The organism is Streptomyces catenulae (assembly GCF_000718015.1).
In the GTDB taxonomy this organism is placed as follows: domain Bacteria; phylum Actinomycetota; class Actinomycetes; order Streptomycetales; family Streptomycetaceae; genus Streptomyces; species Streptomyces catenulae.
Genome location: NZ_JODY01000023.1, coordinates 26,080 through 44,917, shown reverse-complemented (window position 1 = coordinate 44,917; position 18,838 = coordinate 26,080). Strand labels below are relative to the sequence as shown.

12 protein-coding genes are annotated in these 18,838 nt (G+C 70.1%); 3 read left to right on the top strand and 9 right to left on the bottom strand.

The window, feature by feature from the left end; genetic code table 11:
* Window positions 1–58: 58 nt before the first annotated feature.
* The 5 genes from IF23_RS0120310 to IF23_RS0120290 all read right to left on the bottom strand — a co-directional run bounded on the left by IF23_RS0120310 (window position 59) and on the right by IF23_RS0120290 (window position 8,362).
* Window positions 59–1,066 (bottom strand): anti-sigma factor family protein, encoded by a 1,008-nt coding sequence (locus IF23_RS0120310; RefSeq protein WP_030285658.1) that lies wholly within the window; start codon window positions 1,064–1,066, stop codon window positions 59–61.
* Complete coding sequence (sigM, locus tag IF23_RS0120305; RefSeq protein WP_030285657.1) at window positions 1,063–1,755, bottom strand: RNA polymerase sigma factor SigM; 693 nt, start codon at window positions 1,753–1,755, stop codon at window positions 1,063–1,065. Before sigM ends, IF23_RS0120310 begins: the two co-directional genes overlap by 4 nt.
* Window positions 1,756–2,065: 310 nt before the next feature.
* Window positions 2,066–3,781 carry a protein kinase family protein gene (locus tag IF23_RS0120300; protein WP_030285656.1) on the bottom strand — a complete coding sequence of 572 codons (1,716 nt, stop codon included), beginning with the start codon at window positions 3,779–3,781 and terminating at the stop codon, window positions 2,066–2,068.
* 104 nt (window positions 3,782–3,885) lie between these two features.
* A complete protein-coding gene (murJ, locus tag IF23_RS0120295) occupies window positions 3,886–6,063 on the bottom strand; it encodes a murein biosynthesis integral membrane protein MurJ (protein WP_030285655.1) in 2,178 nt (725 codons plus the stop codon).
* Between the two features lie 46 nt (window positions 6,064–6,109).
* Entirely contained in the window at window positions 6,110–8,362 is a 2,253-nt protein-coding gene (locus IF23_RS0120290; RefSeq protein ID WP_037678862.1) for a DUF6049 family protein, read from the bottom strand.
* 273 nt (window positions 8,363–8,635) lie between these two features.
* On the opposite strand from IF23_RS0120290, the gene IF23_RS0120285 reads away from it, so the two are divergent.
* A complete protein-coding gene (locus tag IF23_RS0120285; RefSeq protein WP_030285652.1) occupies window positions 8,636–10,111 on the top strand; it encodes a CCA tRNA nucleotidyltransferase in 1,476 nt (491 codons plus the stop codon).
* A 140-nt stretch (window positions 10,112–10,251) separates the two neighbouring features.
* Here the strand turns inward: IF23_RS0120285 and IF23_RS34490 are convergent, their stop codons facing one another.
* From IF23_RS34490 to IF23_RS0120265, 4 genes are all read right to left on the bottom strand, one after another.
* A complete protein-coding gene (locus tag IF23_RS34490; protein ID WP_169750016.1) occupies window positions 10,252–10,845 on the bottom strand; it encodes an LppU/SCO3897 family protein in 594 nt (197 codons plus the stop codon).
* 110 nt (window positions 10,846–10,955) lie between these two features.
* The gene (locus tag IF23_RS0120275) at window positions 10,956–12,215 is read right to left on the bottom strand and encodes an MFS transporter (protein WP_030285648.1); all 1,260 of its coding nucleotides are present in this window, start codon (window positions 12,213–12,215) and stop codon (window positions 10,956–10,958) included.
* A gap of 78 nt (window positions 12,216–12,293) precedes the next feature.
* On the bottom strand, window positions 12,294–13,376 hold the full coding sequence (locus tag IF23_RS0120270) for an inositol-3-phosphate synthase (protein ID WP_030285646.1): 1,083 nt from the start codon (window positions 13,374–13,376) through the stop codon (window positions 12,294–12,296).
* Window positions 13,377–13,422: 46 nt separating this feature from the next.
* On the bottom strand, window positions 13,423–14,103 hold the full coding sequence (locus tag IF23_RS0120265; protein ID WP_030285644.1) for a PadR family transcriptional regulator: 681 nt from the start codon (window positions 14,101–14,103) through the stop codon (window positions 13,423–13,425).
* Between the two features lie 361 nt (window positions 14,104–14,464).
* On the opposite strand from IF23_RS0120265, the gene IF23_RS0120260 reads away from it, so the two are divergent.
* Together IF23_RS0120260 and IF23_RS0120255 are read left to right on the top strand one after the other, a co-directional pair.
* Window positions 14,465–17,137 carry a transglycosylase domain-containing protein gene (locus IF23_RS0120260; protein ID WP_078654115.1) on the top strand — a complete coding sequence of 891 codons (2,673 nt, stop codon included), beginning with the start codon at window positions 14,465–14,467 and terminating at the stop codon, window positions 17,135–17,137.
* A 152-nt stretch (window positions 17,138–17,289) separates the two neighbouring features.
* A complete protein-coding gene (locus tag IF23_RS0120255; protein ID WP_030285641.1) occupies window positions 17,290–18,768 on the top strand; it encodes a glycosyltransferase family 87 protein in 1,479 nt (492 codons plus the stop codon).
* Window positions 18,769–18,838 lie beyond the last annotated feature (70 nt).

Here is an 18,838-nt window from a genome sequence, read left to right as displayed (position 1 = left end):
CACCCAACGGATCCTACGGGCCGAGCATTCCCGGCGTGCCGCAGCGCACAGAGGCCGATCAGTCCCGGAGGTAGGAACGGCTCAGCAGAACATCCCCGGGCGCCGGTGGCGTGGCGGAGATGCAGGAGGCGTCGACCACGTAGGCGGTGACGCGCTTCGGGTCGGCGGGCATCGAGAGAACGACGAGATAGACGTTCTTGCCCTCGTACGTGTCCTGCCGGGCGGCGAGCGGGGCCTCGGGGCGGCCGATGCCCTTGCTGACGCAGGACGGCACGGTGGCGTTCCCGCCGCGCATCGGGGTCTCCGGTTCGCTGCGGGTGCCGATCTCCGGGACCTTCTGCGCGCCCTTGGTGGCGAGGAGCTTGTGGACCTGCGTGGCGAGCGTCGCGGAGGACAGCTCCCCGGGGGTGGCGGTGCCCTTGTCCGTCGCCGTGGTCTGCCGGTCCGACCCACCGTCGTCGCCGGTCTCGGTCGAGGAGCTCTGTACGACGATCCCGCCCACCCCGATCAGAGCGGCGGCAGCGGCAGTGCCCAGCAGGACGCGGGGCCAGCGGCGGGACCGGGGGGCGCGGCCGCCCGGGGTACGCCGCCCGGGGCCGGTGGCGCCGCGGGGGCGTCCGGCGGGCCGATCGGCGCCCGGGGAGGGAGGCGTGGCCTCTGTTTCACGTGAAACATCGGCGGTGTCCGCGACTGTTTCACGTGAAACATCGCCGACCGGGTCAGGGGTTTCACGGGGCTCGGGAAGGGATCCGGCAACGGAAGCCGTCGTTGGACCGTCGGACGTTTCACGTGAAACAGCGGGCTCCGGCGCGGCGTTCAGCAGCGCCTCGGCCGCGAGAGCGGCGTCGATACGCCCGGCCACCTCGGCGGGCATGGACACCGGGCCGGGCAGCGTACCGAGCAGGCCCCGGATCTCCTCCAGGGAGGCGAAGACGTCCTCGCAGAGTGCGCACGACGCCAGGTGTGCGCGGACCTCGGCGGTACGGGCCGGTGAAAGCAGGCCCTCCGCCAGGTCGGAGATCTCCGCGACCTCCGGGTGCTCATCCGTGCCGGTTGTCGACGTCACGCTCGCCCACCTCCGCCCTTCACGGCACCTGTGTCGTTCGGTCCTGGTGTCGGTGGGACGGATCCCCCCGGCTCCTGGTTCCTTGCCGTTCCCGCCGTTCCGTTTCCGTCGTCGGCCCTGAGATGCCGGACCAGCGGCAGCAGACGGGCCCGACCGCGTGCGCAGCGGCTCTTCACCGTGCCCGTGGGCACATCGAGGACGGCCGCCGCTTCCGCGACGGGGTAGCCCTGCATGTCGACGAGGACGAGCGCGGCGCGTTGTTCCTCCGGAAGGGTACGCAGCGCGCCGAGCAACTCGCGGTGGAGGTCCTGGCGCTCCGCCGGTACCTCGGCCGACTCCTGCGGCTCCAGGAGCTGATCCAGCTGATCGGTCTCGGCGACGGGCGACGTCCGCCGGGAGGCCGCCTTGCGGGCCCGGTCCAGGCAGGCGTTCACCGTGATGCGGTGCAGCCACGTGGTGACGGCTGATTGCCCGCGGAAGGTGTGGGCGGCCCGATACGCGGAGACCAGCGCGTCCTGTACGGCATCGGCGGCCTCTTCGCGGTCGCCGAGGGTGCGGATCGCGACGGCCCAGAGCCGGTCACGGTGGCGTCGGACGATTTCCCCGAAGGCATCGGGATCACCCTTGACGTGCAGCGCAAGAAGCTCGGCGTCGTTCGACGTGGCTGCTTCGTCATCTTCGGCGCGCACGGCCCTCCCACAGGTGCTCTTTCCCCCGCCCCATTGAAGCCCGCCGCCTGGCGAAAGTAAATGAAACGGCGGGTGCACGGCCTCACAAGAAGGCCACTGACCAGCGCAAATGAGCCCGCGCCGCGGTGGCTTGCGGTAAAGGGGGAGAAATGCGGTATTCGTGCGCGGGGAAAACCGGGCTTGTTCCGGAATGCGGGGGATAACCGGTGGTACCGGTCGATCCGTCCGGCGGGCGGAGAGCGCAGGGGCCCGGTCGACGGATCGACCGGGCCCCTGTGATGCCTAAGGGATCTTCTGATGAGGACCCTGCTCAGCCGGTGAAGGAGATCTCCCGGATGGCCTGCTTGTAGCCCGCGCCGCTGAAGTCGTCGCCCGGCGCGTAGGGCATCGCCGTCATCCACACCAAGACGTAGCGCGCCTTCGCCGGGGAGTCGAGGCTGACCTTCGCGACGGTCTCCGAGGTGTCCGCACCCCCGATGCGCTTCATGGAACCGAGCGGGGTGGACGGCGACAGGGACGGCGCCGCGTAGAGCGTGATCTTGGTGTGCGGGCCCGCGTAGTGCAGATCGATCGACGCACCACCGACCCGCTGCTCCGAGCCGAGGTCGTAGACGATGCCGACGCCCTGCTTGAAGTGCGGGTTCATGTCGGGACCGTCGCGGTAGCTCATGCTCCGCCAGTAGGTGCTGGAGTCCTTGTCGAAGGTGTTGCGCACCTGATCGGGATGTTGCGGGCGCCCGTCCGGGTAGTACTCGGCGGCGTCCTCGATCTTGAGCGGCTTGCCGTTCGGCTTGGTGTTGTGGTGCGAGTTGGCCTGCGGGGTCCCGCTGCCGGAGGTGTCGTTCTCCTGCTTGAGCAGGGTGTCCGCCAGCTGCCAGCTGCCCAGCCCCAGCGCCGCGATGAGCAGCGCGGAGACACACCACTTCAGCGCCTTGCCGGTGCGGCTCTGCAGCGGGGGCGGCGGCGTGGGCACGGGCTGGGTGGCGCGGTTCATCTGGTGGTTGCGCGCCGGCTGGCCGTAGCTGCCCTGCTGGTACTGGGTCCGCTGGTACGGCGGCGGGGTGGTGAACGCCGTCTCCGGGGGCCGGATGCGGGGCATCGCCGCCACCGCCTTGGCCAGCTCGTCCGGGGTGGTGCACGGCTGTTCCTGGCGGGACGCGGTGGCCCCGTCGTTGACCAGCGCGCGCATGGCCAGCTCGGACAGACCGCGGTGGACACCGGCCCGCACTTGGTCGGGAGCGATCAGTCCGACGCCCTTGGGCAGACCGGACATGCCGTAGGCGTCGTTCTCGTACGGCCAGCGCTGGGTCAGCGCGGCGTAGAGCAGCGCGCCGATCGCCTCCGTGTCCGAGCGCTGCGGCTCGTCGCAGGTGAGTCCGCGCAGCGCCGCCATGATCGCGAGGCCGCGGATGCGGTACTGCCCGGACTCCGTGCGGAGCACCGACCCGGGGTTGATCCGCAGATGCGACAGGCCCTCGCGGTGGGCGGCGGCCATCGCCTGGGAGACCTGGCTGACGAGCTGGTAGGCGTCGTGCGGCTCCAGGGGACCCGCGGCGAGGACGGTGGCCAGATCGGTGGCGTCGGGCAGCCACTCGTGGACGACGTAGACGAGGTCGTTCTCCTCGACGGCGTCGAGGATCTGCACGAAGCGCGGATCGCCGAGGAGCGCCGCGGAACGGGCCGCCGACAGCACCGGGCGGGCCCGTGGGTGGTCGGCGGGCAGGATGTGCACCCCGACGGCGCGGCGCAGCTTCTCGTCGACCGCACGCCAGCTGCTGAATCCCTCCAGCCGGGTGACGCACTCCTCCAAGCGGTAGCGCTTGGCGAGCTTGTGGCCGCTGTGCAGCTCGGAAGGTTGTGCGTCGGCTGCTGCGGCCGCGTCATCGGTGCCGACGGCTTCCTTCTCCGCGTCGGACGCCTTGTCGGGCTTCGCACCGTCGTCCGTGGCCTTCTCCGCCTTGGCGGCCAGCGGTTGGTCACCGCTCGTGTCGGCCACGTCGACGGCAGCCGTGCTCCGTTCCGCCACCGTCGTTCCTGCCTCCCCATCCGTTGCAGGCTCAATGAGCCACGACAATTGTGCCCACAGTCCGCCACTATGCACGACACGCGGTGGCGGTCGATGGTTGTGCCTCAGCGCCCCAGCTTGGCCCGGACCATGCCGACCAGCGCCGTCATCTCTTCGATGCGCATCTTCCGCGCGGCCACGTAGAAGACCCCCAGGAGGGCGACCGCACCCACGATCAGCGCGGCCAGCGACCCGAGGAATCCACTGCCCAGTCCCTGCATGATGCCGTACACCGCCGCACCGGCGATGACGGTTGCGGGAATGCTTGCGCCCGCCAGACGGGCGTACGTGCGCACGATACGGGCGCTGTCCAGGTCACCGTTCATCCGGCGGCTCAGCCGACGCCAGGCGACCACGACGCCGATCATGTAGGCGATGCCGTACGCGGCGGCCATGCCGATCACCGCCCAGCGGGCGGGCAGGATCAGGAAGCAGGCGGCCGAGGCGGCGGCGTTGACCGCCGCGACGATCACGGTGTTGTAGAAGGGCGTCCGGGTGTCCTCGTAGGCGTAGAAGGCCCGCAGGATCACGTACTGCACCGAGAACGGGATGAGGCCGATACCGAAGGCCATCAGCATGTAGCCCATCGGGACGCCCGCGCCGGACGAGCCGTAGACCAGGGTGCACAGCGGGACGCCGAGGGCCAGGAAGCCGAACGAGATCGGGACGATGGCGACGGCCGAGGTCCGCAGGCCCTGGGACATGTCGTCCCGGACCGCGCCGGTGTCGCCGTCGGCCGCCGACCGGGCCAGCCGCGGCAGCAGCGCCGCCATCACGGAAACCGTGATGATCGCCTGCGGCATGTTCCAGATCAGCTGGGCGCTGGCGTACGAGATGAAGCCGGTGCCGGGGTGGCCCTGGCCGTCCGCGGTGTTCCCGGCCCAGGTGGAGAGCTGGGTGACGACCAGGACGCCCGCCTGGTTGGCGAGGACGAACAGGACCGTCCACTTCGCGAGCTTGGCGGCCTTGCCGAGCCCGTGCCCGCGCCAGTCGAACCGCAGCCGGAACGTGAAGTCCGCGTCCCGCAGGTACGGGATCATCGCCAGCGCCTGCACCACGAGACCGAGCAGGGTGCCGATGCCCAGCAGGCGGATGCCCTCGTCGGGGATGGTGGTGACGCCGATGCCGGAGGTCTTGGCGGTGCCGTAGACCCAGATGAAGAGCCCGAACGTGGCGATCATGACGATGTTGTTGAGGACGGGGGTCCACATCATCGCGCCGAACCGGCCGCGCGCGTTGAGGATCTGCCCCATCACGACGTGCAGCCCCATGAAGAAGATCGTGGGCACGCAGTAGCGGGTGAACGCGACGGCGACCTCGTTGGCCGCCGGATCGCGTGAGATGTCGAACGAGACAAGTTTCACGAGCAACGGCGCCGCGACGACCGCCAGGACCGTGAGCGCGCCCAGGATGACGATGACCAGCGTCAGCAGCCGGTTGGCGTACGCCTCGCCGCCGTCGTCGTCCTCCTTCATCGCGCGCACCAGCTGCGGGACGAAGACGGAGTTCAGACCGCCGCCGATGGTCAGGATGAAGATCATCGTCGGCAGCTGGTACGCCACCTGCCAGGAGTCACCCAGCACCGCGCCACCGAGCGCGGCGACGATCAGCGCGGAGCGGACGAAGCCGGTGAGGCGGGAGACCATCGTTCCGGCGGCCATCACGGCGCTGGACTTGAGCAGACCGGAGGCGCGGCCCCCGGGCTGCTTCCCGGCGGCCGCGACCGGCTCCGGCTCGGGCGCCGGGGGCTCCGGGGCGGGCGCCGTCTCGGGCACCAGCGCCGCCGGGCCGGGCTCCGCCGCCACCGGACGGCGGGGCTCGTACGGCTGCTGATCACGGAAGAGATGCGCGAACGCGTCGGACTCCGGCTGCTGCTCCGCCTCCTGCCCGAACCCGTCGCCCACCCCCGGGAACTGCACCGTCTCCGCCGCGTCGGCGTACGGCGCCGGGGCGGGCGGGCCCGCGGGACCGGTCGGCGCGGGAGCGCCCCAGCCCTGCTGCTCGGGGGCGTACGGGGCCGCGGGCTGCGGCGGGAACGGTTCGGCAGGTGCGCCCGACGGCGGCTGCACCGCGCCGCCCGGGTACCCCGGGGCATGCCCCTGGGGCGCCTCGTAGCGGGGGCCGTCCTGCGCGTAGGGGCTCCGGCCGTTCAGGCCGTACGGCTCCTGCGGGGCCGGTGGGACCGGCCCCGCAGGGTCGCCCTCGGCGCCCCGGCCGCGGTCACCGTCAAACGGCGCGTTCATCGCTGCCCCACCTCATCCGTCGCCGGCCCTCCGGCCCCGCCAAATATCAACGGTCCACTTTCTCACCCGAGCCGGACGGACCGGAGTTTCCCGAACCGGTGTCCGGCGTGGGGTCACTCGGCTGCCCGGCGTCCTCGCCGCTCGTGTCGTCGGTCGCGTCCGTGCCGTTGCGGCCGTCCGGACCGGCCGGACCCCCGGGCCCGTCGGTGTCGTCCGGACCCGCTCCGCCCTGCGGGCCCTCGCCCGTCTTCCGGGCGGCCGCCCGCTTGCGCTGGAGGTAGATCCGCACACCGGCCAGGACCAGCAGCAGCACACCGCCCGCGATGACGAGCATGACCGTCGCGGTGATCTCCGTGACGTTCACGACGAACGTCATCGGCTGACCGTACGGCTTTCCGTCCGCGGTGTAGAGCTGGGCGTTCACCCGGACCGGACCGTTGGCGTTCGCCGTGGTGTCGAACTTGAAGGACTGGCTGTGCCCGCCGTCCACCTTGATGCGCTGCGGCTCGCCCGCGCTCAGCCGGTTCGGCTGCGAGGACGTCAGCTTCAGCGTCATGCCCTCGACACCCTGGAGGAGGTTGTTCTGCACCGTCACCGGGATCGTCGCGCTGCGCCCGGAGAGCGTGGCGTTCGACTTCTGGATCAGGTGGACCTTCCGCGTCAGCTCGGTGAGGTAGTCCCGCACCGAGCCGCGGAACGCGGCCGCTCCGGCGCGGTTGCCGCGCCACTGCGTCGACATGCCCCGCATGATCGCGTTGCCGAACGGCGTCACGACGCGCTCGGGACGGTCCAGATTCACCCGGAACTCGTCCAGCGCCGCCTGGGTCTCCTGGATCTGGCGGAACGCCTCGGTGGGCATCTCCTGGCGGCGCAGCGACGACGGGTACGCGGCGCGGCTCGGGACGTGCCGGGCGGCCGCTCCGTCGGGCTCGGCGTTGGCGGCGTCGCTGAGGTCCAGCGGCTGCGTCCAGTCGGTGGCCTCCAGCGTCCGCAGCGCCGCGGCCATGGCCTGCGCCTGGCTGGTGGACGGCATCCGCTGCGGCGCGACGACGATGCTGCGCTGCCGTCCGGGGTCCTGCAGGCCGATCAGCCGGGTCTGGGCGAGGAACGACTGGACCGCGCGGGTGGCCCGGCCGCTCTGGGTCAGATCACCCTCGAAGGCGGTGGACAGCCCCGCGTCCGCGACCACGGCGGTGTTGCCGCCGCCGATCGGCCGGGCCGCGGTGGGCGTGTAGGTCAGCTGGTCGGACTCGCGCAGGCTGTCGCTGCGGGTGATGACGTTGTGGGCACCGGCGGAGGTGGCGACGTCCACGATCGAGGAGTCGATCGCGCCGTTGACGGGCCAGGCGAAGTCCGTGCGCGGCTTCACATCCAGGATCGTGTCGACGGTCGTGGACGCCAGCTCCGTGGCCGGGCCGAGGTGGCCGAGCGCGCTGGGCACGTTCTTGCCCTGGTGGGCGAGGGAGGCGAGGTCCGGATCGGCGAACGGGAGCGCGACGACCTCGTGGGTCTTCACCGCCTCCGTGAGGTCGTTCAGCCACTGCTTGGCGACGGCCTGGTTCTTGCCCGCGGGGCCGTCGGGGCCGTGCACCTTGTACGGCTTCGTCATCGCCTCGACCGTCGCGAGGAGGTCCGGGTCGATGACGAACGTCACCGGGAGGTCCTTGCCGAGCGCGACCATCTGCTGCAGTCGGCCACCGGGCTTGATCTCCGAGGCGAGATCGTCGTCACGGAAGACCGGTGTCTGCTGCGCGTCGGCGTCGGTCTGGGCCGTGAGATGGGTGGAGGAGATCAGCGGCCACATGTAGGTGAGCTGCGTCTTCTTCCCCGAGTCGCCTTCCTGCCAGGGCAGGAAGGTCCGCTCCATGCCGAGCACCTGCTCGTACTGGCCCTGCGGGCGGCCGGAGAGGGAGACGCCGAGCTGGTAGACGCCGCCGTCGCCGAGGTCGAGGTCCTTGACCGGGACGCGGAGCGAGAAGGAGCGGCTGATGCCGGGCCGCAGCGGGTCGATGTCGGCGGTGTGCCCCTTGACCTCCGGCCCGTCCTCGGCCGGGGAGAAGCCGGTGCGCCGGGCGGCGGCGTCGAGCGCGCTGCGTCCGTTGAGCGCCGGGCCGCGCCGGACGGCGACATGGGCGTCGGTGACCGTGGTCCGGCTCTCGTTGGTCACGGTGCCGGAGACGGTGACGGTGTCGCCCTTGCCGGGCGCCTGCGGGGTCAGCGAGTCGATGCTGACGTCGACGGTGCGCGGCCCGGTGGCGGCGTGCGCGGCCGGGGCCAGCGGGAGCTGCACCAGGCCCATGAGCAGGGGCACCCCGGTGAACAGCGCGGCGCCGCGTCGTAGCCGGCGCCCGCGCGGCCGTTCAGTCCACCGGAACCTTGCCGCATCGGCCACGCGCTCGCCCGTCCCTCGTCGTCGTCAGTGGTCGTTGGAATGTGCGTCCACGCATGGTAACGAGGTGCGCAGTGGCGTCGTGCCATGGTGTGCGCCACAAGATCACGGGCCGGGCCGGTCACGGCGTCGCCCCCGACGGCGGGACGCCGGGCGTGGCACGGGCACGTACCCTTTTCAGTTGTGCCGAACGCCAACAATGACATCCCCGCCCCGCAGTCCGAGCGGTCTGCGCAGTCGACGAACGCGCTGAGCCAGGTGCAGCGCCGTGCCGTGAGCGAGCTGCTGCGGGTCTCCCCCGTGGCGGACGACCTGGCCCGCCGATTCCAGGAGGCCGGGTTCACGCTTGCCCTGGTCGGCGGTTCGGTGCGGGACGCGCTCCTGGGCCGGCTCGGCAACGACCTGGACTTCACCACGGACGCGCGCCCCGAGGACGTTCTGAAGATCGTCCGCCCGTGGGCCGACGCGGTGTGGGAGGTCGGCATCGCGTTCGGCACGGTCGGCTGCAAGAAGAGCTCCTTCGACATCGAGGTCACGACGTACCGCTCGGAGGCGTACGACCGCACCTCGCGCAAGCCGGAGGTGTCCTACGGCGACTCCATCGAGGAAGACCTGGTCCGCCGGGACTTCACGGTGAACGCCATGGCCGTCTTCCTCCCGCAGAAGGAGTTCATCGACCCGCACGGCGGTCTGGAGGACCTGGCGGCCCGGGTCCTGCGGACGCCCGGCACCCCGCAGGACTCCTTCTCGGACGACCCGCTGCGGATGATGCGCGCGGCCCGGTTCGCCGCTCAGCTGGACTTCGAGGTCGCCCCCGACGTCGTGGCGGCGATGAAGGCGATGGCGGGGCGGATCGAGATCGTGTCCGCGGAGCGCGTCCGGGACGAGCTGAACAAGCTGATCCTGGCGCCCCACCCGCGCAAGGGCCTCAGGCTGCTGGTCGACTCGGGGATCGCCGAGCGGGTGCTGCCCGAGCTGCCCGCGCTCCGGCTGGAGCGTGACGAGCATCACCGCCACAAGGACGTCTACGAGCACACGCTCACGGTCCTGGAGCAGGCGATCGACCTGGAGGAGGACGGGCCGGACCTGGTCCTGCGGCTGGCGGCACTGCTGCACGACATCGGGAAGCCGAGGACCCGCCGGTTCGAGAACGACGGCCGGGTCTCGTTCCACCACCACGAGGTGGTCGGCGCCAAGATGACCAAGAAGCGCATGACCGCGCTGAAGTACTCGAACGACCTGGTGAAGGACGTCTCGCGGCTGGTGGAGCTGCATCTGCGCTTCCACGGCTACGGAACCGGCGAGTGGACGGACTCCGCGGTCCGCCGCTACGTCCGTGACGCGGGCCCGCAGCTGACCCGGCTGCACAAGCTCACCCGCTCGGACTGCACGACGCGGAACAAGCGCAAGGCGAATGCCCTGTCGCGGGCGTACGACGGTCTGGAGGAGCGCATCGCGCGCCTCCAGGAGCAGGAGGAGCTGGAGGCGATCCGGCCCGACCTGGACGGCAACGAGATCATGCAGATCCTGGACATCGCCCCGGGCCCGGCCGTCGGCAAGGCGTACAAGCAGATGCTGGAGATCCGGCTGGAGCACGGCCCGATGGAGCGCGAGGACGCGATCGCCGCGCTCAAGGAGTGGTGGGCCACGCAGGGCTGATGTTTCACGTGAAACAGACGGTCGGTGGGCCGGGCAACCGGCGGGCCGTCATGTTTCACGTGAAACGTGGTGGATGAGGTGTGGGGCGGTGTTTCACGTGAAACACCGCCCCACGGCGTGTCCGCCGGGCCCGGTTCGCTCTACTTCGTCGGGGTCAGACAGAGCACCATGTGGGTGTCGGCGCGCTTACGACGCTCCACGGACTTGGAGTACGCCGACTGCCCCGCAGGGCAGACGGAGGGGTCGGAGGTGTCGTTGTGCACTTCGGTCACCTTGTACTGGGCCTCCGGGGTGCCGCAGTCCACGACCTTGAGGCCGTCGTCGAGCGAGCTCTCGGACTTCTTGACGCAGTCACCGGCCTCGGCGCTGTCCGCGTCGTCCAGGCTGGTGATCCAGAAGAAGGCGAAGGCGATCAGCGCGATGACGACGCCGATGCCCTTCAGGATCGTCTTGGGGGACCTTTTCCTGGCGGGCTGCGGCGGCGGCACGGGACCACCGCCCTGCGCAGAGGGCTGCTGCGGCGGCGCGGGGTACCCCGGCTGCGGCTGCTGATAGCCGTACGGAGCCGGTGGCTGCTGCGGGTGGGCGTACCCGGGCTGCGGCTGACCGTAGGGAGCCTGGGGCGGTTGCGGTGCCTGGGGGTAGGGGGCCTGGCCGTACGGCGCCTGGGGATAGGGATGCTGTCCGTACGGCGCCTGGCCGTACGGGTTCGGGCCCTGAGGCGGCATGGTCATGGAACTCCCCCGAATTTTGATGTGTACAGGCTGGTGAAGGACGTCCGTAAGGTATCCGGTCCGCGCGCCCGGCTGCGGTGTCCGGCCGCCACCCTGCGGGGGAGCGGTGCCTACCCGCGCCTCAGGCGCACCACCGTCACGGCGACGCATGTGTAGATCACGGTCACCATGAGCAGCAGCACGCCGGACCTGCCGTCCGGCGGCAGCACGAGGGCGGCGACCGCGGCGGCACCGACGAAGGCGATGTTGAACAGCACGTCGTAGACGGCGAAGATCCGGCCGCGGAACGCGTCGTCGACGGTGGCCTGGACGACCGTGTCCGTGGAGATCTTGGTTCCTTGGGTGCCGACCCCGAGCACGAAGGCGGCGACCAGCATCGGCCCCGGCGTGAAGAACAGACCGAGCGTCGGCCCCAGCACCGCGCCCATGGCGGCACAGCAGGCGATCCAGCCGAACGCGCCGAAGCGTGCCACCGCCCACGGCGTGACGACGGCGGCCATGAAGAAGCCCGCGCCCGACACCAGCACGGTGACCCCGAGCAGGGCCAGGCCCTCGGACTCGGTCGCGGCCCACGCGTACCGGCACAGCATCAGGACCATGACCGTCAGCGCTCCGTAGCAGAAGCGGATGAGGGTCATCGCGGCCAGCGCCCGGGCCGGGGTGCGCCGTTCGGCGAGATGGCGCAGCCCCTCCGCGAGGCCCCGCACGGTGCTCAGCAGGGCTTGCCGCAGATGCGGTGGGCGGGCGGTGAGATCGGGGCCGAGCAGCTGTGGTGTCATCCGCAGCGCGGTGAGTGCCGAACAGAAGTAGAGGGCCGCGGCCAGCAGTATGACGAACACGTCCACGTGCGGTCCGGCCAGCCGGACTGCGAAGGCGAGCCCGCCGCCCGCCGTCGCGGCGAGCGTACCGGCCGTCGGGGCAAGGGAGTTGGCCATGACCAGCTGTGCCCCACCGTCGACCACCCGGGGCAGCGCGGCCGAGAGCCCGGCCAGGACGAACCGGTTCACCGCGGTCACCGAGAGGGCCGAGGCGTAGAAGAGCCAGTCGGGGACGTCCGACACGATCAGCGCCGCCGTCGCCATGGCCAGCAGGGTGCGCAGCAGATTGCCGTGGAGCAGGACCTGACGGCGCCGCCAGCGGTCGAGCAGCACGCCGGTGAACGGGCCGAGGAGCGAGTACGGCAGCAGCAGGATCGCCATGGCGGAGGCGATGGCCGCCGGTGAGGTCTGCTTCTCCGGCGAGAAGACCACGTAGGTGGCGAGCGCGACCTGGAACACCCCGTCGGCGGCCTGGGACAGCAGCCGTGCGGCAAGGAGCGAACGGAAGTCACGTAGCCGGAGTAATACGCGGAGGTCGCGCACAACATGCATGAGGCACAGCCTCACACAGCCCGCGGGCCCCCGGGAGAGATACCCGGAGGCCCGCGGAGCGTGGCGATGAGGGGAGCGTCAGCGCTCGACCTCGCCCTTGATGAACTTCTCGACGTTGGCGCGCGCCTCGTCGTCGAAGTACTGCACGGGCGGCGACTTCATGAAGTACGAGGAGGCGGAGAGGACCGGGCCGCCGATGCCGCGGTCCTTGGCGATCTTCGCGGCGCGGAGCGCGTCGATGATGACGCCCGCGGAGTTCGGGGAGTCCCAGACCTCCAGCTTGTACTCGAGGTTCAGCGGGACGTCGCCGAACGCCCGGCCCTCGAGGCGGACATACGCCCACTTGCGGTCGTCGAGCCAGGCCACGAAGTCCGAGGGGCCGATGTGGACGTTGTCCTCGCCCAGCTCACGGTCCCTGATCTGCGAGGTGACGGCCTGCGTCTTGGAGATCTTCTTGGACTCCAGCCGCTCCCGCTCCAGCATGTTCTTGAAGTCCATGTTGCCGCCGACGTTCAGCTGCATCGTGCGGTCCAGGATGACGCCCCGGTCCTCGAAGAGCTTGGCCATGACGCGGTGCGTGATGGTGGCGCCGACCTGCGACTTGATGTCGTCACCGACGATCGGGACACCGGCCTCGGTGAACTTGTCCGCCCACTCCTTGGTACCGGCGATGAAGACCGGGAGGGCGTTGACGAAGGCGACCTTGGCGTCGATGGCGCACTGCGCGTAGTACTTCGCCGCCTCCTCGGAGCCGACAGGGAGGTAGCAGACCAGGACGTCGACCTGCTTGTCCTTGAGGACCTGGACGATGTCGACCGGAGCCTGCTCCGACTCCTCGATCGTCATGCGGTAGTACTTGCCCAGGCCGTCGAGGGTGTGGCCGCGCTGGACCGTCACACCGGCGTTCGGCACGTCGCAGATCTTGATGGTGTTGTTCTCGCTGGCGCCGATGGCGTCCGCGAGATCCAGGCCGACCTTCTTGGCGTCGACGTCGAAGGCGGCCACGAACTCGATGTCCCGGACGTGGTAGTCGCCGAACTGCACATGCATGAGGCCGGGCACACGGCTCTCCGGATCGGCGTCCTTGTAGAACTCGACGCCCTGTACCAGCGAGGCGGCGCAGTTGCCCACGCCGACGATGGCTACGCGAACCGAACCCATTCCGGTTGCTCCCTGTGTTCTCGCTGAGGTCCTGCCGGACAGGACCTCATGTGGTGGTGTCATCGGACGGATCCGGCCGGGAACCGTCCCGGTGCCGGGGCAGGCCGTCCGTCTCTCCTGACCGATCCTGCTTGTCCCGCTCAGCGGTCCCGGGCGTATGCCGATCGCGCCCGGTGCGCTCGCTCTCGATGAGTCCGTTCAGCCAACGGACCTCGCGCTCCACGGATTCCATGCCGTGGCGCTGGAGTTCGAGGGTGTAGTCGTCCAGCCGTTCCCGGCTGCGGGCCAGGGAGGTACGCATCCTTTCGAGACGTTCCTCCAGCCGACTGCGCCGCCCTTCCAGCACCCGCATACGGACGTCCCGCGACGTCTGGCCGAAGAACGCGAAGCGGACGCCGAAGTGCTCGTCCTCCCACGCGTCCGGGCCGGAGTGCGAGAGCAGCTCCTCGAAGTGCTCCTTCCCCGCCGTGGTCAAGCGGTAGACGATCTTGGCCCGGCGTCCGGTCAGAGCCGTGGCGGGCACGCCCTCGGGCGGTCCGCCGGGCTCCTCCATGAGCCAGCCGTTCGCGACCAGCGCCTTGAGGCAGGGGTAGAGGGTGCCGTAGCTGAACGCGCGGAAAACCCCGAGTGAAGTGTTGAGCCGCTTACGCAACTCGTAGCCGTGCATCGGGGACTCGCGCAGCAGGCCCAGAACGGCGAATTCGAGGACGCCGGAGCGTCTGCTCATCCTCCGCCTCCTCGACCTCGCGCACTCTTTATGTCGTGCTGATGTATCGACTCGATACATCCAGACGATAGAACGCCCGGTGGGACGGGACAAGCAACGGTGCGGTGAACGGCGTCACATCACCGATTCATAGGGTCCAACCTGCCTGATTTGGAGTGAATTTAGACGGTGGGCAGGATTTGGCCGTGCGTAGTCTGTGCGGCATGCAGACTGCCGGGAACCGTGGGCCGATAACTGGCGTCCCCGTGCTCGGTGTAGTGCGGCCCGCGCGTCAGGAACGGGCCGTGCATCGGGGGGACCTGAAGACAACCACCGCCTTCAGGCGACGAGATAGCGCGCCTGCCCGAGGAGTATCCGTTCCATGAGCGAGCACCGTCGCAAACCGCCACAGCCGCAAGGTGGCGGTCGCGCCGCGGCCCGACGTGCCGCGCAGCAATCAACGGGGCGTCGCGCGGCGCCCCGTGGCGCTGCTTCCGGCTCCACATCCCATTCCGCAGCGCACGGTCAGGAGCGGCCTCCCGGCGGGCGGGCGGAAGCGCGTCGTGCGGCTCAGCGCGGCGGTCGCCGACGGGCGGACGACGCGGCGGGGTCCGGCGGCGGACGCGGCGGTGGCAGGGGGCGTCGCGGTGGTGGCGCGGACGGCGCGGGTGGTGCGGGCGGCGGTCGTGGCCGTGGCGGAAAAGGTCCCGCCAAGAAGCGGTTCATCGACTACCCGCGGGCCGGGCGCAGCGGTTGGCGCCGCTTCGTGCCGTCCTGGAAGCAGGTCACGGCGCTGTGCGTCGGCTTCGTGGGCGTCATAGTCGGGATCGCCGGTATCGCCCTGTGGCTGGTGGAGGTGCCCAAGGAGAGCCTTGCGGCCCGCCAGGAGAACAACATCTACTACTGGGCCAACGGCGACGTCATGGCCCGCGACGGCGAGACCAACCGGCAGATCGTCCCGATCAGCGACATTCCGGTGTCGCTGCAGAACGCCGCCATCTCCGCGGAGAACGAGTCCTTCGAGGAGGACTCCGGCGTCGACCCCATGGGCATCGTCCGCGCCCTGGTCAAGATGGCCAAGGGCGAGGAGACCCAGAGCGGTTCGACGATCACTCAGCAGTACGTCAAGAACGCCATGCTGAGCCAGGACCAGACGCTCACCCGTAAGTTCAAAGAGCTCTTCATCTCCATCAAGGTCGTCACGAAGATGAAGAAGCCCGAGATCCTCCAGGGCTACTTCAACACCAGCTACTTCGGGCGCAGCTCCTACGGCATCCAGGCGGCGGCCCAGGCGTACTACGGCAAGGACGCCCGCGATCTGAAGCCGGACGAGGCAGCCCTGCTGGTGACCGTGCTCAAGGGCCCCGAGCTCTACGACCCCGCGGGCGGTTCCGTTCCGGGCGCCAGCCCGCAGGCGAACACCAAGCGGGCCAAGGAGCGCTGGTCGTGGGTGCTCGACCGGGAGGTCAAGGTCGGCCGGATGTCCAAGGCGGAGCGGGCCAAGTACACGAAGTTCCCCATGCCGAAGCCGCTGAAGCCCTCTGCCAGCAAGAACGGTCAGATCGGCTATCTGATGGACACGGCCAAGAAGTACGTCCTGAAGAACACCCACCTCAGCCAGGCGGCGTTCGACAAGGGCGGCTACCAGATCTACACGACCTTCGACAAGAAGAAGGTCACCGCGCTGGCCAACTCGGTCAAGAAGGTCGACAAGCGCTACATCGACCCGGAGAAGCGCGAGAAGGACAAGTACGTCCAGTTCGGTGGCGCCTCGGTGGAGCCCGGCACGGGCAAGATCGTCGCCATATACGGCGGTGAGGGCTACGACAAGGGCCACTTCAGCAACAACGCCGACACCTTCGGTGTGCCGGTCGGCTCGACCTGGAAGCCGTTCGTCCTCGCGGCGGCGATGAAGTACGGCACGCAACACAGCAACGGCCAACCGCTCTCACCGGACAGCCGCTACAACGGCAACGACCACCTCAAGGTGAAGAACGCCGACGGCTCCGACTATCTGTCGAAGGACAACTCGCCCTTCTACCAGAAGAACGAGAGCGAACACGCCTGGGGCTACATCACCCTCATGAAGGCGATGGAGCAGTCGGTCAACACCCCGTTCGTGCAGCTCGGCATGGACGTCGGGATGAGCAAGGTGCGGGACATGGCACGCGCCGCGGGTATCTCGGACGCGAGCTTCGACAGGTCCCTCAACCCCTCGTTCGCCCTCGGCACCTCGACGCCCAGCGCGATCCGTATGGCCAACGCCTATGCGACGTTCGCGAAGTCGGGCACCAAGGTGGAGCCGTACTCGGTCACCGAGGTGAAGCACCACGGCGAGTCGGTGGACGGCATCGAGGCACCCTCAAGGGAACCGGCGATCGACCCGGACATCGCCAACAACGTCACCAAGGTGCTGGAGAACGTCATCACGAACGGTACGGCCAAGGTGGAGGCGACGAAGCTGGGCCGTCCCGCGGCGGGCAAGACCGGTACCACCGACGAGAACAAGTCGGCGTGGTTCGTGGGGTACACCCCGCAGCTGTCGACCGCGATCTCGATGTTCCGTGAGGACCCGAAGAACCCCCGCCAGCTCTCCATGAACGGCGTCGGTGGCTTCGACTCGATCCATGGTGGTGCGCTGCCCACCGAGGTCTGGACGCAGTACATGATCCAGGCGCTGCAGGGCACACCGGTGCAGGACTTCCCGGCGGCCACGCCCATCGGCCAGCGCTTCGACGAGGCGGGCATGCCGTCCCCGACGCCGACCATGCAGCCGTCGGAGACGCCGTCCCAGACGCCCTCGGAGAAGCCTTCGCACTCCGAGACGCCGACCCACTCGCCGACGCCCACGGCCACGGAGACGTGCGCCGACTGGGACATCGGCTGCCAGAACGACGGCGGCGCCGGTGGCGGACCCGGCGGTGGACCCGGTGGCGGTCCCGGCGGGGGACCGGGCGGCGACACCGGCGGCGACACAACGTCGCCGGATCCGACCGGCGGCAACGGTCCCGGTGGTGGCGGCTGGCTCGGCGGACCCAGCGGGGAGCAGCCCTGACCCACCTCGTTTCACGTGAAACAGCGCGCCGCCACGGCAGCCGAACCCACGGCCGTTTCACGTGAAACAGCGCCTCGCGAAGCCCCCGACCCGGCTCGACCGGGCGGGGGCTTCGCCGCGTTCCGCACAGGGGCGTGCGGCAGGATGGGCCCATGACGAGCGTGCGCGGGGACGAGTCCGTACGGCCCACACAGCGGGACGAGGTCGCGGCAGCCGGCAGCGAGCTGCTCGGTGGCCCGCTCGGCCGCCGGGCGCTGCCCGGTACGAGCAGGCTCACCCCGGTCCGGGTGATCGTGCTCGTCGCCCTCGGCATGTTCGCGCTCGGGATGGTCCAGAAGCTCCCCTGCTACAACGGCGGCTGGTTCTTCGGCGCCACCACCCAGTACGTCCACGCCTGCTACTCCGACATCCCCCACCTCTTCTCGGGGCGCGGCTTCGCCGACGGGCTCATCCCCTACTTTGACCGGCTGCCCGGCGACATGGAGTACCTGGAGTACCCCGTCCTGACCGGGCTGTTCATGGAGGTCGCCTCCTGGATGACCCCGAACGGCGGCGAGATCGTCCAGCGCGAACAGATCTACTGGCTGGTCAACGCCGGGATGCTGATGGTCTGCGCCGCCGTCCTCGTCGTCTGCGTGGCCCGTACGCACCGCAACCGCCCCTGGGACGGACTGCTCGTCGCGCTGGCACCCGCGCTGGCGCTGACCGCCACGATCAACTGGGACCTGCTCGCCGTCGCGCTCACCGCCGCGGGCATGCTCCTGTGGTCCCGCAGCCACCCGCTCCGCGCCGGACTGCTCATCGGGCTGGCGACCGCCGCCAAGCTCTACCCCGTCCTCCTCCTCGGCCCCCTGCTGGTGCTCTGCTGGCGGGCCGGCACCTGGCGCGCCTACGGACGGTGTCTGACCGGCGCCGTAATCTCCTGGCTGGTGGTGAACCTGCCGGTGATGTTCGCGTACGACGCGAGCGGCTTCCACCTCCGCGAGGGATGGGCGAAGTTCTACACCTTCAGCCAGGAGCGGCCGATCGACTTCGGCTCCGTCTGGCTGCTGATCTCCCAGCGCACCGGCAACCCGCTGGAGAACGCCAACCTCTACGCCACGCTGCTGATGCTCCTCGGCTGCGGCGGTCTCGCCCTGCTCACCCTCTACGCGCCGCGCCGCCCGCGCTTCGCGCAGCTCGCCTTCCTCGTCGTCGCGCTCTTCATCCTGACGAACAAGGTGTACTCCCCGCAGTACGTGCTGTGGCTGATCCCGCTGGCGGCGCTGGCCCGACCGCGGTGGCGGGACTTCCTGGTCTGGCAGGGGTGCGAGGTCCTGTACTACCTGGGGATCTGGATGTACCTCGCCTACACGGGCAGCGGCGACAAGCACCAGGGGCTGCCGCCGGAGGGCTACCAGCTGGCGATTCTGGTGCATCTGCTGGGCACGCTCTACCTCTGCGCTGTCGTCGTCCGCGATGTGCTGCTGCCGGAGCGTGACGTGGTCCGGCAGGGCGGCGAGGACGACCCGTCCGGCGGCGTCCTCGACCGGGCACCCGACGTCTTCGTCCTGGGCCGACGCCCGCTCCCCCGCCCCGCCGTGCACTTCGAGGCCACCCCGCGGGTGCGCTGGGGCGCCGTACGGGAGTGACCGGACGCCGGAACGGGCGAAGGCCCGGCGCCGCGGGGATACCGCGGCGCCGGGCCTTCGTCGTACGGGC